This is a genomic window from Lishizhenia tianjinensis, from assembly GCF_900116425.1.
Taxonomy (GTDB): Bacteria; Bacteroidota; Bacteroidia; order Flavobacteriales_D; family Crocinitomicaceae; genus Lishizhenia; species Lishizhenia tianjinensis.
Window position 1 is genome coordinate 946,111 of sequence record NZ_FPAS01000001.1, and the last position, 18,079, is coordinate 964,189.

The following is an 18,079-nucleotide window of genomic DNA, read 5'->3' on the forward strand; positions in this document are numbered from 1 at the left end:
CAAAAAGCCCCCCGATTCAAATCGGGGGCTTTTTTTATCTTAGTTCGTAAACGTATATTTTTAAATTTTTCTTGGTCAACCTGTAAAAATGATTTTTCTCTTGAATAAATACACCACTACCTTTGTAATTTTTCAGGCTATGTAATTGTTCTAATAATTCACCATCACTATCACAAATAAATAGACTTGGAAGAGGTTTTTTCGATTGATCCATACCGGTAATGGTGGAGGCCATAAACTTTTTCGAAATATCATCATAATAAGCATAATACAATATCAAGCTTTCTTTATATCTATTTCTGATAGTATCGTGAATACTCCCCCTTTCATAAACTTTAAATGGCTTAACTCCCACGTTCAAGGAATCCAAGTCAAGTGTATAAACTTGCTTTAAATCAAAATTAGAATCATATCTCTTGATTTTATTGGAGTATTCATGCACACATAATACATTATTTGCATGAACATTAATCAAACGAGGAATTCTTTCTCGATCTGCAGAATCTAGCATACCTACGTAAGCATCGTTCATCACAAAGCTGTATTCCAGATTTTCGGCAAAAATATCTTCTACAAAAAACATTTTAGGTTTTTGCATTAAGATTTTATTCTTTTCCAACCTTTCTTGGTCGGACATTTTACGATTTAACCTTGTGTACTCTATCAAGTTAACAAGAAGGGATTTACCGTTAGGTAAAATAAAGTCACTTTGATTTTGAACTATTATCCCTGATTTAGTTTGTTCCTCGATAAAAGGATCTAAATCACGGTACAACAAAATATTCCCATCACTATCTAAACAAAACACTTTTGAATCCGTAAGGAAAAAAAACTTGTTTAACCCTACTGCCTGAAAACTTATAAACAACTCACCTTCAAGCAAATCACTTATGGTGTCTATAAAAATATTCTTTCTAAAGACGCCGTCTTCGGAATAAATTGAAATGGTACAGGTGGTATCATTTTCTCGATAGCCTTTAAACAAAGCTACGTACTTTATAGTATCTAATTCAAAAGCTGATTTGTAGATAAACTTTGCAAATTTCCAATGCTCATCTATATCCACAGAATCTATGAGCACTAAATACTTACTTTCGTCTATACTCTTTACAGGTATTGACTTTTTATCGCAACTCGCGAGAAACAGAAATACAGTTGTAACAAGAAAAAATAGGTAAAGGTGTTTTTTGTAAGGATAATTTTTTTGAAATAACTCCATTTTTATTTAGTTCTCAATATGGCGTTTAAGCAACTGTATTTGAGTAACCAAATCTTTTACATTAACATGAACAACGGTATCTGCTACCCCATCTTCAAACAAAATATAACCAGAACTATTCTCGCCCACAGCTTTACTAAACTTATAATAGGGGTCCAAATATACGTTTTCTCTTTCTTTCTCAACGAAACTAGTTATATCCATTACAGCTCCTCTACCCGAAACCATAAAAACAACATCCGTGGAATCTAAATAAGGATTCATCTCTACGATTAATGATTCGGTGCACTTAACGCAACTTTTCTCACCCGAAAAAAAAACAAAAGCTCTTTTACTTTCAAAGACATTTTCAATTCCTTTCCCTTGAAAATACTCCACAATTTTTTCTGTTAAAAGCTCTACCTCACTACCATTATTTCTGGCGCAACTTGTAAAAAGTAATAATACTAAACTAAGCTTAGTTATATTCAAAAACGTCATAACAATTAGAATGCAATCTTTTTATATAGTATTTGTTCTTTGCGTAATAAACTCCTCCACCAAAAGAGTGATCACCCTTTTTATATTCACCTAACTTTACCCAATCTTTCGAGTATACGATCAAATCAGGCGTTTCACTTGTACCTTCTTCCTTTTCGTATATATTGTTCAAGAAAACAATATAATCACCTGTTTCTTCATCAATAAGCACATAGCTTATCATCCTCTTTCCTGTCACATTAGACTTGAAGATATCCATATAGTTTTCCAAATCTTTCACTTCAGGAAGCTTGTAACCTATGTCCACAAAATCCGACTTAACCTCTAATTGCTTTTCTAACTCGAAATCGCTGTTAAACACGTTTATTTTATTAGAACTCTCTAGAGTGGCACAATACTTATCATTTGTGAGAGTGAAGTACCAAGCCGAATTTAGAACTTGATTATCACTCAACATCCCTTCAAAGGCATTTGATAAATTGGTTTCTATTACCGAAGTATCATCACTCAATCCCTTAACAACAATTTTTTTCTGTTTACGAAGATTGTTTCTATTTTCTTCTTCAAACTTTTGTAGTGAATCTAAAGTGAATCCAGTAAAGTCCGGTGCTGTTAAAAAATTCAAAGCTGCGTAATCCTCCTTACGATTTAAAAACGCTGGAGAAATATCTCGTCTAACACGCATTCCACCTAGTTCATTATACTCATCTTCAAAAGAAATGGCTTTAAAAATAACTCCCTTTGCATCCACATAAAAAATTCGTGGATCTTGGTTAAGAATTATAAGTATGGTATCTAAATTAAGAACCTCGTACGCCAAAGGTGTTTCTTTAAAAATCGAAAAACCATTAAGACTTATCGTTCTAACCAAACTATCTTGGTGGAAGATTCGTATTTCTTTTTGTGTTTTAAAATTGGCTACCGAAAAATACTCTTGTCCATCTAATTCAAAAGCACTCACGGAAGAAACTCCAAAATTCGGGTCTATACATATAGAGTCAACAAGCTTAAACTTACTTTCTTCTGAAAAGTTTTCAATTTTATTACTTGTACAAGACTGAAAGACAGTTATTGTCGCTAAAACTATTAATAGACCTAATTTCTTCATTATTTAAACTCAATTTGTGTAGCCATAATTAACTCTAGAGAGTTGTTATCTTCAAACTCAATGTAAGCACTTCCCTCTGGCTTAGAGCTCAAAGCAACAATATTCATTCTTACCGTACCAGCAACAACTCCTTCTATCATTTTATCTGGACATAATCCGTTAAATGCATCTAAGTTTGCCAAAACAACATTTTGATCTGAAGCGTCATCTCCCACCTCAACTTTTGTCAACAACTCATGTACGAAATCCATACAATCGATAGACAATAACTCACCTCTACAACCGTAATCTACGTTAGAATATGTACACTCATCACCTGTAAAAAACATACATCCAACAGTTACACCTTCGATATGATCTCCACCATCTTCTGTATTGTTTTGAAACTTCAGAGTAGTATTGGCTCTAGTATTCATAGTTACCTGTTCCTCTGCTGTGTAGTACTCACTCTCTATAATATCATCATTCTTTGAACACCCGAAAGTAATAACACTTAATGCAATTCCCGCTAAAACAAATATATTTTTCATCTTTTTATAATTTTATTGATTAATTTCATCCTCAAAATAAGGTTATTTATCACTTTTAACCACTCTCTTAGTTCAACTATTTTTCAATTTATCGACAGATAAGCCACATTGACCGACAAATAAACTCTATTCATCGATTAACGAATTCTAACTTTTCTTAATTTTGTAGACTTGAATCTTTTGCGTATTAATAATTTCAGATAAGTGAATAAAGCACTATTAGTAACCCTTTGTTTTTTAGCATTTAACCTACTCACTCCTTTCAGGTCTCAGTCTATACAAAAGGACTTATCGGTTGTCGACACCGGTGATTTTATTCATTTCAAGAATTTATTCTTAAAACAAATTCACGACCCTAATAATACAGACTCTCTAATAATAGAAAGTTATATAAGGCTTGCATCGCTTTATGCCAAAAATTTAATGGTAGATAAATCACTTAAAATTTTTGACACGATACAGCTAAAGTTTGACTTTCCTAACATTGCGCACAAAACACATGTGTTAAAGAAAAAATCTGAAATTTTTAGAGAAGCTGAAAGTTATGATATTGCCATCCAAGCAGAATTTCAAGCTCTAAAATATTTTGAAGTTCAAGGTGATTTACCGAATATCTGTAGAACCTATATAGATATAGTTAAACTCTTTTTACTTACCAAAGACATCAATAACTCTACTTATTATTTATCCCAAGTCTCTGAAATTGCCAGAAAAAACAACTTATTATCTTTTCAAGCTGAAGCTTACCAATTACTTGGTGATATTTATAAATCCAACAATGAGCTAACTCAGGCTGAAACTTCGTACAAAAAAGCCATTGAAATTGCTGAACAATGTAACTGTTCCAGATCTTTAAGTGCCACGTATAACAATTTGGCAAATTTATACCGTTTAAAAGAACGTTTCCTTCTTGCCAATCAATATATAGATAAAGCTATTAGTATAAACACGGAAACAAATCAATATAATTGGCTCGCAATCAACCACCTGACAAAAGGAAACCTTGAAGAAAATTTAGGCTCAAGAAACAAAGCTATACTTTATTATGAAAAATTCATTCGATTAGTAGACAGTCTTGAACTGGAAGTTTCTCCCTTAAATGGCTATTTCAACCTTTACAAAACCTATTCACATATTGAAGATTACGAAAACGCTATTAATTATCTCGAAAATTATTTAAAACTGAAGGATTCTATTTATCAATTGGAATCTGAGGAAACTTCAGCGAAATTAGCCGCACAATATCAATCTAGCAGAAAGGAAGCTGAAATTGAACGTTTTAAAATTCAAGAACAGCTGCGTGAAGAAGAATTAAACTCTGAAAAAAATTCGAAACGCGTACTTATATTGTTCATCAGTATTATTCTTGTTGTTACCGTTAGTTTATGGGTTTCTTCTTTACAGCGTAAGAAAATCAATAAAGATCTTACCCTGAAAAATGAACGTATTGACGAACAGCACAAAGAAATCATTGACAGTATTAACTATGCCAAGCGTATACAGAATTCTATCTTACCAAGTACGCAGTTACTGAACAACACCTTGCCCAATAACGCATTGCTGTACCTTCCTAAAGATATCGTTTCTGGTGATTTCTACATCTGTGAAAAAATTGGAAACTACGTATATTTCGGGGTAGCCGATTGTACAGGTCACGGTGTTCCTGGTGCCATGGTGAGTTTGGTAGCATCCTCTGTTTTAAACAAATGTTTACACGAATTACGACTAACAAACACAAACGATATTTTAGACCATTTGAACATAGAAGTTCCACAAGTATTGGCCAGCGACAATGAAGAAATTCACGACGGGATGGACATCGCACTTTGTAGACTTGATGTCAATACCCTTCAACTGCAATTTAGTGGTGCCTACCTGAATTGCTGGGTATTTAATGAGACGAGTTTCTTTATGAATAGAATTCCAGACGACATGAACTTTAGTGGTAGAAATGGTTTAAATATTCTTGAAATTAAAGGAAACCGTAAAGGTATTGGTAAGTCTAACGTGAGTTCTAAATTTAAAGTAGTTGACTTCCAATTACAGAAAGGTGATAAAATCATGCTTTCTTCAGACGGTTTTGAAGACCAGTTTGGTGGACCAAAGAACAAGAAGTTCAAGCTAAACCAAATGCGTAACTTAGTCTTTACTTACGGTTCTAAGAGTGTAGACGTACTGCTTCAGGAGTTAAGCACTTCTTTCCAAACCTGGAAAGGAAACAACGAGCAAGTGGATGACGTTTGTTTAATGATTATTGAAATTTAATCCCTCCTCTTTTTAAAAACATAAATAGTTTACGTAGTAATTCTCTCTCTTTACAATTGATTACTTTTTAGTCAAAATTTAGATTTAAATTTAATCAAACGTCTATTTTTTCATAATTTTGTAAAGATGACGAAGGGAGAATAAAGCAAACTTCTTTTACCTAAATTCATAGGTAATTCAAGTATTCAACTTCTCATTTTTTAGTTGTCCTCAAACAGGACGTATTAACTCAGCATCAGCAACATAGAAATATGGCTATAGCTTGCTATGCGCTAAACTTTGGAGTATGAATAGTGATAACAGAGCCATTGTTCACATGGATTTGGACACCTTTTTTGTGTCTTGTGAACGCCTGATTGACAGCCGACTGGTAGGCAAGCCCATTTTAATAGGTGGAACCAGCGACAGAGGTGTGGTAGCTTCTTGTAGTTACGAAGCCAGACTCTTTGGTATACACTCTGCCATGCCCATGAAAATGGCCAAAGAAAGATGTCCGGACGCCATAATTATTAAAGGAAACAGCGGTACCTACACAAAGTATTCTAACATGGTAACGGAAATCATCAAAGAAGCTGCGCCAGTTTACGAGAAGACCTCTGTAGATGAATTCTATATGGACCTCACAGGTATGGACAAATTTTTTGGCTGTTTAAAATACAGTTCAGAATTGCGCCAACGGATCATGCGTGAAACGGGATTGCCCATCTCTTTTGGTCTCTCCCCCAACAAAACCGTTTCTAAAATTGCTACGGGAGAAGCCAAACCCAACAATCAAATGCAGGTTTCTAGAGGTACAGAGCGCGTATTTTTGAGTCCACTCTCTGTGCGTAAAATTCCCATGGTAGGTTTAAAAACGTACCAAACACTCTGCAATTTAGGCATACGTAAAATTCAAACTTTACAAGACATGCCCGTAGAAATGATGGAAAGCGCCTTGGGAAAAAATGGGAAAATGATATGGACCAAAGCTAACGGTATAGATAACAGTCCTGTAGTGCAATACAACGAAAGGAAATCTATTTCTACCGAGCGTACTTTCGATAGAGACACTATAGACATCTATAAACTTACCGCCATATTAACCGCCATGGCTGAGAACTTGAGTTTCCAATTGCGCAGAGCGGAAAAAGTATGCGCCTGTGTAAGTGTAAAAATTCGTTACTCCGATTTCCAAACCCAGAGCATACAAAAAAGGATTCCTTATACAGCGGCAGATCACGACATCATCCCTCTGGTTTTGGAACTCTTCAAAAAACTCTATACCCGTAGAGTATTGGTGCGCTTAATTGGTATTCGTTTGAGTCATTTAGTGAATGGAAATCATCAAATTAGTTTGTTTGATGAAAACAGCAAACTGGCCGATTTATACAGCGCTATGGATACGATAAGGGATAGATATGGCGACAGAAGCTTAGTCCGTGCCTCCGGTTTAGAAGCCCGCACCATAGGAAGATACAATCCATTCAAAGGAGAGCCACCCATGTTATTGGCCAATAGACGCGTTTAAATTATGTTCAACACCCACAGTAAATACAGTTTACGCTACGGTTTAAAATCGCCCGAAAGCATTGTTGACTTCTACAAAGAAGCCGGTTACTCCTGCGCTTTTATTACAGACATCAACACCTCAACGGCGGCTTTGAGTTTGAGTAGATATGCCCAAGAACAAGATTTTAATGCAGCCATAGGCATAGACATACGCAACGGTATGGAACAGTGCTATGTGATTTTAGCTACCAACAACAGAGGTTTTCACGAACTCAATACTTTTGTATCCGAACACCTGCAAAAGAACCTTGAGTTTCCTGCACTTGCTCCTTACCTGAGCAATTGCGTTACCATCTACCCTTGGCAAAAAGCACCGCAAAAACTAGGTCCCAACGAATGGATAGGAGTTTCTAAAAAAGGCCTGCAAGATTACAACTGGAAGAAATTACAACACACCGATAAAACTCTTATTCTTCAACCCATGAGTTTTGCCAACAAGCGTGATTTTAATGCCCATCGACTCTTACGCGCCATAGAAAACAACTGTCTACTCTCTGCTCTACCCGCAACAGAGCAAGCAGATGCTGACGACCTATTTATTAGTAAGGAAGAACTCTACCAAAGCTTTGAGGAATACCCAGAAATTATTGCCAACACAGAAGAAATAGCCCAAAGCTGTAGCATACATTTCAAGTTTGGTGATGATGTAGAGTCGCAAAACCTCAAAAGTTACACGGGTTCATGCCAGGAAGATTACGAATTGGTAAAAAAGCTCTGCGCAAAAGGCATTAAAGAACGTTATAAAGAAATTACTCCCGCCATTACAACGCGCGTTGAAAAGGAGATAGAGATTATACGTGAGAAGGAATACCTCTCCTACTTTTTAATTTCGTGGGACATCATTAATTACGCCCGCAACAAAGGTTATTTTTATGTAGGTAGAGGAAGTGGAGCCAATAGTATAGTCGCTTATTTATTAAAGATCACAGATGTAGATCCTTTGGAGCTCGACCTCTATTTTGAGCGTTTCATTAACCTCTACAGAAAAACACCTCCAGATTTTGACATCGACTTTTCTTGGAAGGATAGAGATGATGTAACCCATTATATTTTCGAACGTTTCCCTAATGCCGCTTTGCTGTGTACCTATAACACTTTTCAATACAAAGCAACGGTGCGAGAACTGGGCAAAGTATTCGGTTTACCCAAGGCGGATATAGACCAATTGAGCAATGGAAAGGCCTTGCACCAAGTTGATGAAATGGGCAGGCTTGTATTGAAGTACAGCAAATTTATAGAAGGACTCCCCTCTCACCTGAGCATACACGCAGGTGGTATTATTATTAGCGAGCGCCCCACGAGTTGGTACAGCGCCTGCTTTATGCCACCCAAAGGTTTTCCCACGACTCAATTTTCTATGCTCGAAGCAGAAGATGTCGGTTTATACAAGTTTGATATTTTGAGTCAGCGTGGGTTGGGAAAGATTAAAGATTGCATAGACATCATACACCAAAACCAACCTCATAATCCACCGCACGACATTAGAGATGTAGCCCATTTCAAAGAGGACCCGAAAATCAAAGAAATGCTCATGAAAGCACAAGCGCTGGGTTGTTTCTATGTAGAATCTCCTGCCATGCGTATGTTGATGATAAAGCTTGAAGTAAAAAGCTATTTAGAATTGGTGGCGGCCAGCTCTATTATACGTCCGGGGGTTGCCCAGTCAGGAATGATGCGCGAATATATTTTACGTCATAAAAACCCTGAGCGTCGCAAAGAAGCCCACCCGGTTATGCTGCAAATTATGCCCGAAACCTACGGTATTATGGTCTACCAAGAAGATGTGATTAAGGTAGCCCATCATTTTGGCGGACTCACCTTGGGAGAGGCCGATGTATTGCGCAGGGGGATGTCGGGCAAGTACAGATCTAGAGAAGAATTTTTACAAGTAAAAGACAAGTTTTTTGAGAACTGTAAGCATAAGGGCTATGCTGAAAAAGACGTGACCGAAATTTGGCGACAAATAGAAAGCTTTGCCGGTTATGCCTTTGCCAAAGGTCATTCCGCCTCTTACGCCGTAGAAAGTTTCCAAAGTTTGTACCTAAAAGCCTATTATCCTTTGGAATATATGCTGGCTACCATCAACAATTTTGGCGGCTATTACCGTACAGAAACATATGTACACGAAGCCCGCATGTTGGGTGCCAACATAGAAGCACCTTCCATCAACAAGGGAGCTTGGGAAAGTTCTATACAGGGCGACACCCTTTACCTGGGCTTTAATCTCGTACACGCTTGCGAGCACAAAGTCATACACAAAATCATGCAAGAACGTAAGCGCAAAAACTTCGAAAATTTCGATGATTTGATCAACCGCGTGCACATTCCTCTCGAACAACTCAACCTTTTGATACGCATAGGTGCCTTACGCGATTTTCAAGAAGGCAAGAAAGAACTTTTGTGGCGGTCTCATTTTTACCACAACGCACACAAAGAGAAACACAGGGAGCCTGTACTTTTTTACCCTCCCCAAAAGCAGTTTACACTTCCCCAATTACAAGAAGCTCCTTACGAGGCCAACTTCGAGCAAATGGAGCTTATCGGTTTTCCGCTGGTGAATCCTTTTGAACTCTCGAAAGAGAAAATTCCACCCCATGTTACAGCAGAAGATTTGCCCAGACATTTGGGACAAAGCGTCATTAGTTTTGGCTACCTAATTACCCTCAAACGTTCCAAAACAGTAAACAAAGACTACATGTATTTTGGAACTTTTATGGACATACACGGCGAAATGTTAGACACCGTTCACTTCCCTTTTGTAGGTAAAAAATATCCTTTCCAAGGCAAGGGGATTTATAAATTTCAAGGCATAGTAAGTGAAGAATTTGGCTACCACACCATAGAAGTTAACCGCATGCGCAAGGTTGCCTTTCTCGACGATCCAAGGTATACGGAGATAGAAGACCCAAAAGAAGGTAAAGTGGTGACCGATAATTTCACCACCGCCATAGACTTTAAAAAGAAGAGAAAATCTCCAGAAAACCAGTTGCAATAGGGATGGAAATGGCAGCGCCGCAGAACAGATGCTTAGTAGTTTACCCAAAAAGCTTACGACCACCGGAAGTGAGTTTATTGGGTTTAAAACTACTTGGTATTTGGGGTGGGGACTACAATGTACAGCCCGTAAAATTGCCCTAAAAACAAGAGAGAAAGGAGATAATCATTTGGCAAACGGCCGGTCTATCCACTTGTAGTTTACTTTCTGGAGCACCGTATTACTAAGTCGCCCTTAAATTTCTTAGGGCATTTAAAAGCGTCTAAGTAATACAGGTTTTCCAAAAAGCAAAGCTATCGTTACTATACCTGTTTGAAGGTAATTCCCTAAGTATGCGCAAAGCTACTCTAACACAAAAAAATAGAATTCTAAATAATCAACTTTTTCCATCCACCTCAATTAACATAAGAGTCTCGTAATGAACTTCTAGAAGATAAAATCATCAATAAAACACTTTGGAGTAGCTTTGCGTATATTCAAGAAAATGAAAAGAGCAACATCCAAATCTTTCGTTGAAACGTTCATATACCAAAACAAAGACTGAAGATATTTGTTAACTTTCATGGGTTTTGTAAGCAAGGCAAAATTCTTGCGACTAATAATTACACGACCTTAAAAGAACAGACGATGAAAAAGATACTTACTTTACTTTTTATATGTACAATGACCATAGCTTGGGCACAACCTAGCCATGCACCTTTTACGCAACTTTTAAGTAAACATGTAAGTAGTTCTGGAAAGGTAGATTATGTCGCTTTAAAAAAGGACATTTCTAAACTTGACAGTTATTTGAAAACCTTAGAGGCTTCAACACCTACTGAAAAATGGTCGAGCAACACCACAAAGGCTTATTGGATCAATGCCTACAACGCCTACACTTTAAAAATGATGCTGCAGCACTACCCATTAAAAAGCATTACTGACATCAAATACGGTGAACAAAATGCTTGGGACTACAAGTGGATTAAAATAGCTGGTGCAACACTTTCGTTAAACGACATTGAACACAAGAAATTACGTGCCAAGTACAAAGATCCACGCATACATTTTGCCGTGAATTGCGCCTCTTTCTCTTGTCCTATACTTTTAAACAAAGCCTACGAGGCAAGTACATTGGAAACTCAATTAGATACACAGGCCTCGTTGTTTATTAACGATAGTCAACGCAACAAAATTACAGCTGATAAAGTTCAGATATCAGAAATTTTCAAATGGTATAAAGATGATTTCGCTTCGGCGGGAAGCATTATTAACTACTTGAACAAATACAGTAAAATCAAAATTAAATCAACCGCTAAAGTAGAGTACTTAAGCTATAATTGGAACATCAACGCATAGAGATATGAGCACTGCGACAGAGAAAAAAGAGAAATTACAATCTTTACAACGAAGAGATAGCTATTTGGCTAAAGCGCCGAATCAGATACAGCTATTGGAAAAAGACAAATTACACGGTACGCGCTTTTCAGACAAATTAAGGGAACACAATCAATTTCCCTTACGACCAACAAAATTGGAAATACTACAAGTAAATGTAGGTTACATGTGTGATTTGACCTGTGAGCACTGTCACGTTGACGCCGGTCCAACCCGTAAAGAAATCATGACCAAGGAGACCATGGAAGACATCCTTAAGGCCATAGATAAAACAGATGTAAAAACAGTAGATTTAACGGGAGGAGCACCAGAAATGAACCCGCATTTTAAATGGTTCGTTGAAGAGCTTACTAAACGTAATGTAAAAACCATAGTTCGTAGTAACCTTACCATACTGGTATCAAATAAAAACTTTAGAACTTACCCTCAGTTTTTCAAAGATCACGGAGTTGAAGTGATAGCATCTATGCCTTGTTACACACAAGATAACGTAGATAAACAAAGAGGTTCAGGAGTGTTTAATCGTTCCATTGAAGCTTTGAAAGTATTGAACGAATTAGGATACGGTATAGAAGGTTCTGGTTTGCACTTACACCTTGTATTCAACCCGGGTGGACCAAGTTTACCCCCCGAACAAAAAGCTCTAGAACAAGATTACAAAGTTCGTTTGAAAGAAGATTGGAACATAAGCTTCAATAATTTATACACGATAACCAACCTTCCTATTTCTCGTTTCTTAGATTTCATTTTGGCAGCAGGAAGATATGAAGAGTACATGGATAAATTGGTGAATGCTTACAATCCTGTGGCGGCAGAAAATGTAATGTGTAAAAACACCATTTCCGTAGATTGGGAAGGTAATTTATACGATTGTGACTTCAACCAAATGTTGCAATTAAAAGTAGCTTCTAAATCTCGTCATATTAGTGATTTCGACGAAGAACAATTGGCAGACAGAAACATTATCCTGGGACAACACTGTTATGGGTGTACTGCTGGGGCTGGTTCTAGCTGTCAAGGAGCAACAACATAATTATGAAACAGGCATTATTCATAGTCTTTTCCTTGATCGGAATTTTTGTACTGGGTCAAAACGAAATTGACCCAGACTATAAAACTATGTTAGAGAAGAAATATCACTTCCCTACCATATCACAAGATTCTGCGCAAGGCTTATTAAATGATGACACTGTTCACTTTTTAGATACACGAGAAAAAGGTGAATACAATGTGAGTCATTTGCCGGGTGCTTTATACACAGGTTACGATAATTTTTCGTGGAGTGCGCTCAAAGGAATAGATACCAATGCAACGATAATTGTTTATTGTTCTATTGGTGTTCGAAGTCAGAATATTGCCGAAAAGTTAGCCGAAAAAGGCTACCAAAATGTTTATAATTTATACGGAGGAATCTTTTTATGGGCAGATCAAGGTCGCCCCATGAAAGACAAATCAGGAAAAACAACAAAGAAAGTCCATGCCTACAATAAATTCTGGGGGCGTTGGGTAAAAAAAGCACCTAAAGTATATGAGGAAGAATAGCGTATTGCTTTTGTTTACAAAGAATGTAGAAAAAGGAAAAGTTAAAACGCGTTTGGCCAGCACTGTTGGAGACGACAAAGCACTTGAAATTTATGAACAACTCTTGGATTACACCATTAGTATTACCGACAAACTCCCCTTTCCAAAACATGTTTATTACGCTTGGAAAATAGAGGGAGAAGACCGTTGGAGTAAGGAAGGTTTTGAAAAAAAATTACAAGCAGAAGGAGACCTGGGTGATAAAATGAAGCACGCTTTTCAACAAAGCTTTGACCAAGGAATTTCTAAGGTGATCATAATAGGAACAGATTGTGCAGAAATTAATGAAAAAGACATTTTAGAAGCCGAAGCCTTGTTAAATGATAATGACGTAGTTATTGGTCCGGCCTTAGATGGAGGTTATTATCTATTGGCCATGCGTAAAATGATTAATTGTGTTTTTGAGAATAAACCTTGGAGCACAGAAACCCTCTTTGATTTAACACTCGAAGAATTACAACAAAAGGATATTTCCTTTGCGCTTTTAAAACCAAAATCCGACATAGATTATGAGGAGGACTGGATGCGTCCGAATTACATAAATGGTGAATTGACGGTATAAAATGTTTACGATAGAATAGAAAGAAGTCTTTTCAGTTTTGAAAGGACTTTTTTTATGACCGTACATACTAGCAACATTAAACTATCTTTTTCGATGTAATCATCAAGTTTGGAAAGTAATAAACAAATTATCCTTTCAATTTTCCTTACCTTAGCCCTAAACATCACACCCTATGCTCATAGAAATAAACCCATACAACATCGATCAACGCATCATCAAAGATTGTGTAAACAAGCTTCGTCAAGGTGAAGTCATCATCTACCCTACCGATTCTGTTTACGCCATGGGATGCGACCTTGAGAGTAAAAAAGGATTGGAGAAATTGGCGGATTTTAAAAACGTAAAGCTTAAAAAATCTCAGTTTTCTATAATTTGTAGTGACTTAAGTGATGTTTCCAATTACGTTAAACAAATAGACAGACCCACCTTTAAACTACTCAAAAGCTCATTACCGGGTCCCTTTACTTTTGTAATGAATGCCACCAATGATGTTTCGCGCCTCTTCGGTACTAACCGTAAAGAAATTGGGATTCGTATTCCGAATAACGAGATCATTCTGGCCATCGTAAAAGAATTAGGTAACCCTATTGCTACAACCTCTTTGCATGATGATGACGATGTACTGATGGAATACTTTACGGATCCTTACGAAATATACCAACGTTGGGACGATAAAGTTGATTACATCATTGATGGAGGATTGGGTAAACTAGAGGCTACAACTGTAGTAGACTGTACAGGCGATTCACCAGAGATTTTACGTCAAGGAGCTGGAGAAATTACGATATAAGAAATAACAGTTTGCCAATAAAAAGGGAGTTCTTACTTCAGCGAGCTCCTCAATTTTCATTAAGTTTGTTTCCATGTTAAAAGCGCAGGGAATTATTAAGTCTTACGGTAAATTAGAGGTCCTCAAAGGAATAGATTTGAGTATTGCTAAAAGTGAGGTGGTATCCATCGTTGGATCTTCAGGAGCGGGTAAAACAACTTTACTTCAAATTCTGGGTACTTTAGAAAAGCCAGATCAAGGTATAGTAGAAATAGGCGGAGTAAATCCTTTTAAACTCACCCAAAAATCTTTGGCCAAATTTAGAAATGAGCAATTGGGCTTTATTTTTCAATTTCACCAATTACTACCTGAGTTCACAGCCTTAGAAAATGCTATAATGCCTGCCCTCATTAAAGGTACCAACAAAGCGGAAGCAGAAAAAAGAGCCAAAGAACTTTTCAAGTTTTTAAACATAGAAAACAGAAACGATAACAAACCCGATGCGCTTTCTGGAGGAGAACAACAACGTATAGCCGTTGCACGTGCTCTGATAAACCAACCAAAAGTCATTTTTGCAGATGAACCTTCTGGAAATTTGGACTCAAAAAACTCTGAGGAATTACACAAACTTTTCTTTCAACTAAGAGATGAATTCGGTCAAACCTTTGTCATCGTAACCCACAATGAAAATTTGGCAAACATGGCCGATAGAAAATTGGTGATGTCAGACGGATTAATCATAAACGATAAGCAAGCAATAGCCTTAGAAAGTGAACAAGAAGGAAATTAAAGAATTGTTAGATTTTAAAGTCAAAGCATACAACGCTACCGACTTTATAGGTACAGACCCCATACAAATTCCTCATCAATTCTCTAAAAAAGAAGACATAGAAATTAGTGCTTTGCTAGTTTCAACCATAGCCTGGGGAAATAGAGCTTCTATTATCAAGAATGGAAATAAAATGATGGAAATTATGGGACATACTCCGCATGATTTCATTTTAAATTATTCTTCCGAACAAGCCAACGATTTCGATTTTGTACACAGAACTTTTAATGCGGTAGATCTCGATTTCTTTTTCAGAGCACTACAGAACATCTACTTAAAATTAGGTGGATTAGAAGCTGTGTTTAAGGCACATGACCAATACCCCGGTGCCATGGGCAGAATTGTAAGCTTTAGGGATGCAATGCTTGCTACAGAACACGAAAAAAGAAGTGAAAAACACCTTTCCAACCCCGCTAAGAAAAGCGCGGCGAAACGCATTAACATGTACCTCAGGTGGATGGTCAGAAACGACCAACAAGGCGTGGATTTTGGAATTTGGAACTCCATCCCAAGTTCTGAATTGATGTTACCTTTAGATGTACACACAGGTAATGTGGCGCGTAAGTTGGGCTTATTGAAAAGAAAACAAAACGATTGGACAGCCCTTGAAGAACTGATGAATAACCTCAGAAAATTCGATAAAGTAGATCCAGTGAAGTACGACTATGCCCTATTTGGTTTAGGAGCGTTTGACAAATTCTAAAACACCCACTTTAACAAAGGATTTCACTTGTAATTCACCAAAAAAATTATCTTTGGTAACATGAAATTTGCGAATCCAGCTTTTCTTTATGCACTTGGCGTTTTAGCCCTTCCCATCCTCATACATTTATTCAATTTTAGACGCTATAAAACTTTGTATTTTTCGAGTTTGCGCTTTCTGAAAAATGTAGAAGAAAAAACGAGAAGCACGCAAAAAGTTAAACACCTTATCATCCTTCTTTTAAGATGTTTTGCTTTCATCTGTTTGGTGCTCGCTTTTGCTCAACCGTACATTCCACTCCAAGAGAATGTTGTCAATACCAAATCTTTTGTACAAGCGATTTACATTGACAATTCTCTTTCCATGCAAGCCATGGGTATGCAAGGAGAACTCTTAAGTGAGGCCAAAGAATCGGCAAAGTCAATTATACAGGAAGCCAAACCCAATACGGAATTCATCATTCTCACCAACAGTCTAAGTGGTGTAGAGCGCCGACTCATCAACAAAAACGATGCGTTGGACAGGGTGGATAATATTCGACAAATTCCAGAGCGTAAGGATTTGAAAGATGTGATTAGTTTACACAAGGAAATCGTGCAACAAAAAAATGCAGATGGAATGAACCAACTCATTGTTTTATCTGATTTTCAAGAAAACCAAAGTAATGTTCAAAAGACCAATGCCGATAGCTCTACCTACTATCAATTCATTCAACTTCAAGCGCAAAACACAGAAAACATTTACATTGATTCTGTTTGGTTTAACAGTCCTTTACGAAAGATAAACCGCAACAATGAATTAAATGTTCGCATTCAAAACAAAGGTGAAACTGATTTAAAAAATGTTGAGCTTAAGTTGGTTGTGGGTGACTATAACCGAAACATGTTGGTAGACATCAATGCCAAAGAATCTACAACCAAAACTTTTAATTATACAGACAATACACCGGGTATGAAATCGGGATATGTAGAAGTAAACGATCAACAAATATTTTTTGACGACAAGTTCTACTTCGCTTATACCGTTAGGCAAGAGAACAAAGTACTCATCATCAACACGAATACTTCTTTGGAAAATCCAGCGTGGGTATATGATACCGATGATTATTACACCTACAAAACAGTATTGGAAAATCAAGTGCAACGCGAGGATATACTTTCGGCTGATTTAGTGGTGCTAAATGGTTTAAACACGATAAGTTCAGGTCAGGTTGCCTTATTAACAGAGTACGTTCAACAAGGAGGATCGCTATGTATTTTACCAGGAACAAGTATCAATACACAAAACTACAACCAGCTTCTTTCCGGTCTTAAAATGCCAAGTTTAGCTCCTTTAAAAGACAATGATTTAGCGCTAACCAAATTAAATTTAGAAGACCTTTTCTTTGATGGTATCTTCCAACAAAAACCAACCAACATCTCTCTACCTGAGGTTTATCAATACTACCCTATTCTTTCTAACACGGCTTTTAACGCAATTGATCTCGTTAGTTTTCAAAACAACAGTCCTTATTTCGTAAAAAGCAAAAGTCCACTAAAAGTTTACCTTTTCGCAGCACCTTTGCCCAAGGAATACAGTAAACTTATATCCCACAGTTTGTTCTCAACCTTCTTACTGAGAATAGGAGAATTGGCACAGCGCAGTAACCCTATGTTTTCAACTTTGGGAGAAAGTTCTGTGTACCGCATGCGTCTGAACGGACAAAGCGACAAAGCCATTCATCTCTTAAAGGATAAAATAGATTTTATTCCTCCTACAACAAGAGACAATAATTATGTTGAATTGAACCTCGACAACAAGGCCGTTCAACAAACGCTCAACGACGGTATCTATAGCATATACGAGGAAAAAGAATTGGGAAAACTCGCATTAAACTACAATCGTTTAGAGTCAGATTTAAAAGTAGCCGACCTCGAACAAATTGAAATTCAGCTCAAAGCAAATGGCGCGAGCAAAGTGAATATAAGCAGCATAGTAAATGCAGAAGAAATCGCACAATTAGATTTAGAAAAACCGCAAACATACTGGCGAATTCTATTATTTTTGTCGCTAGTTTTTTTAATCTTAGAAATGATCGTAATTCGTACGAAAATCTTCAAATAATTCGACGATT

Annotated in this window: 15 protein-coding genes; 11 read left to right on the plus strand and 4 right to left on the minus strand. The window is 37.0% G+C overall.

The window, feature by feature from the left end; all coding sequences use genetic code 11:
* Positions 1-34: 34 nt before the first annotated feature.
* The 4 genes from BM327_RS04465 to BM327_RS04480 all read right to left on the minus strand — a co-directional run bounded on the left by BM327_RS04465 (position 35) and on the right by BM327_RS04480 (position 3,337).
* Positions 35-1,219 carry a hypothetical protein gene (locus BM327_RS04465; RefSeq protein WP_090246802.1) on the minus strand — a complete coding sequence of 395 codons (1,185 nt, stop codon included), beginning with the start codon at positions 1,217-1,219 and terminating at the stop codon, positions 35-37.
* Positions 1,220-1,225: 6 nt separating this feature from the next.
* Complete coding sequence (locus BM327_RS04470; protein ID WP_170853669.1) at positions 1,226-1,597, minus strand: hypothetical protein; 372 nt, start codon at positions 1,595-1,597, stop codon at positions 1,226-1,228.
* Between the two features lie 79 nt (positions 1,598-1,676).
* Complete coding sequence (locus BM327_RS04475; protein ID WP_090246810.1) at positions 1,677-2,807, minus strand: hypothetical protein; 1,131 nt, start codon at positions 2,805-2,807, stop codon at positions 1,677-1,679.
* The gene (locus BM327_RS04480) at positions 2,807-3,337 is read right to left on the minus strand and encodes a hypothetical protein (protein ID WP_090246813.1); all 531 of its coding nucleotides are present in this window, start codon (positions 3,335-3,337) and stop codon (positions 2,807-2,809) included. Before BM327_RS04480 ends, BM327_RS04475 begins: the two co-directional genes overlap by 1 nt.
* A gap of 204 nt (positions 3,338-3,541) precedes the next feature.
* Here BM327_RS04480 and BM327_RS04485 point away from each other — a divergent pair, with 204 nt between their 5' ends.
* The 11 genes from BM327_RS04485 (at position 3,542) to BM327_RS04535 (ending at position 18,069) form a co-directional block, all read left to right on the plus strand.
* On the plus strand, positions 3,542-5,602 hold the full coding sequence (locus BM327_RS04485) for a SpoIIE family protein phosphatase (RefSeq protein ID WP_139230251.1): 2,061 nt from the start codon (positions 3,542-3,544) through the stop codon (positions 5,600-5,602).
* Positions 5,603-5,888: 286 nt separating this feature from the next.
* Positions 5,889-7,109 carry a DNA polymerase IV gene (dinB, locus tag BM327_RS04490; RefSeq protein WP_090246819.1) on the plus strand — a complete coding sequence of 407 codons (1,221 nt, stop codon included), beginning with the start codon at positions 5,889-5,891 and terminating at the stop codon, positions 7,107-7,109.
* 3 nt (positions 7,110-7,112) lie between these two features.
* On the plus strand, positions 7,113-10,145 hold the full coding sequence (locus BM327_RS04495) for a DNA polymerase III subunit alpha (RefSeq protein ID WP_211664704.1): 3,033 nt from the start codon (positions 7,113-7,115) through the stop codon (positions 10,143-10,145).
* 627 nt (positions 10,146-10,772) lie between these two features.
* Positions 10,773-11,483 (plus strand): DUF547 domain-containing protein, encoded by a 711-nt coding sequence (locus BM327_RS04500; RefSeq protein WP_090246824.1) that lies wholly within the window; start codon positions 10,773-10,775, stop codon positions 11,481-11,483.
* A 4-nt stretch (positions 11,484-11,487) separates the two neighbouring features.
* Entirely contained in the window at positions 11,488-12,555 is a 1,068-nt protein-coding gene (gene arsS, locus BM327_RS04505; RefSeq protein ID WP_090246826.1) for an arsenosugar biosynthesis radical SAM (seleno)protein ArsS, read from the plus strand.
* Between the two features lie 2 nt (positions 12,556-12,557).
* Positions 12,558-13,064 carry a rhodanese-like domain-containing protein gene (locus BM327_RS04510; protein ID WP_090246829.1) on the plus strand — a complete coding sequence of 169 codons (507 nt, stop codon included), beginning with the start codon at positions 12,558-12,560 and terminating at the stop codon, positions 13,062-13,064.
* On the plus strand, positions 13,051-13,665 hold the full coding sequence (locus BM327_RS04515; RefSeq protein ID WP_090246831.1) for a TIGR04282 family arsenosugar biosynthesis glycosyltransferase: 615 nt from the start codon (positions 13,051-13,053) through the stop codon (positions 13,663-13,665). The genes BM327_RS04510 and BM327_RS04515 overlap by 14 nt, the downstream gene beginning before the upstream one ends.
* Positions 13,666-13,837: 172 nt before the next feature.
* Positions 13,838-14,455, plus strand: a complete 618-nt coding sequence (locus BM327_RS04520) for an L-threonylcarbamoyladenylate synthase (protein ID WP_090246834.1) — start codon at positions 13,838-13,840, stop codon at positions 14,453-14,455.
* A 73-nt stretch (positions 14,456-14,528) separates the two neighbouring features.
* Positions 14,529-15,224: an ABC transporter ATP-binding protein gene (locus BM327_RS04525; protein WP_090246837.1), complete on the plus strand. Its 696-nt coding sequence runs from the start codon at positions 14,529-14,531 to the stop codon at positions 15,222-15,224.
* A complete protein-coding gene (locus tag BM327_RS04530; RefSeq protein WP_090246840.1) occupies positions 15,205-15,966 on the plus strand; it encodes a TIGR02757 family protein in 762 nt (253 codons plus the stop codon). Before BM327_RS04525 ends, BM327_RS04530 begins: the two co-directional genes overlap by 20 nt.
* A 60-nt stretch (positions 15,967-16,026) precedes the next feature.
* Positions 16,027-18,069 carry a BatA domain-containing protein gene (locus tag BM327_RS04535; protein WP_090246842.1) on the plus strand — a complete coding sequence of 681 codons (2,043 nt, stop codon included), beginning with the start codon at positions 16,027-16,029 and terminating at the stop codon, positions 18,067-18,069.
* Positions 18,070-18,079 lie beyond the last annotated feature (10 nt).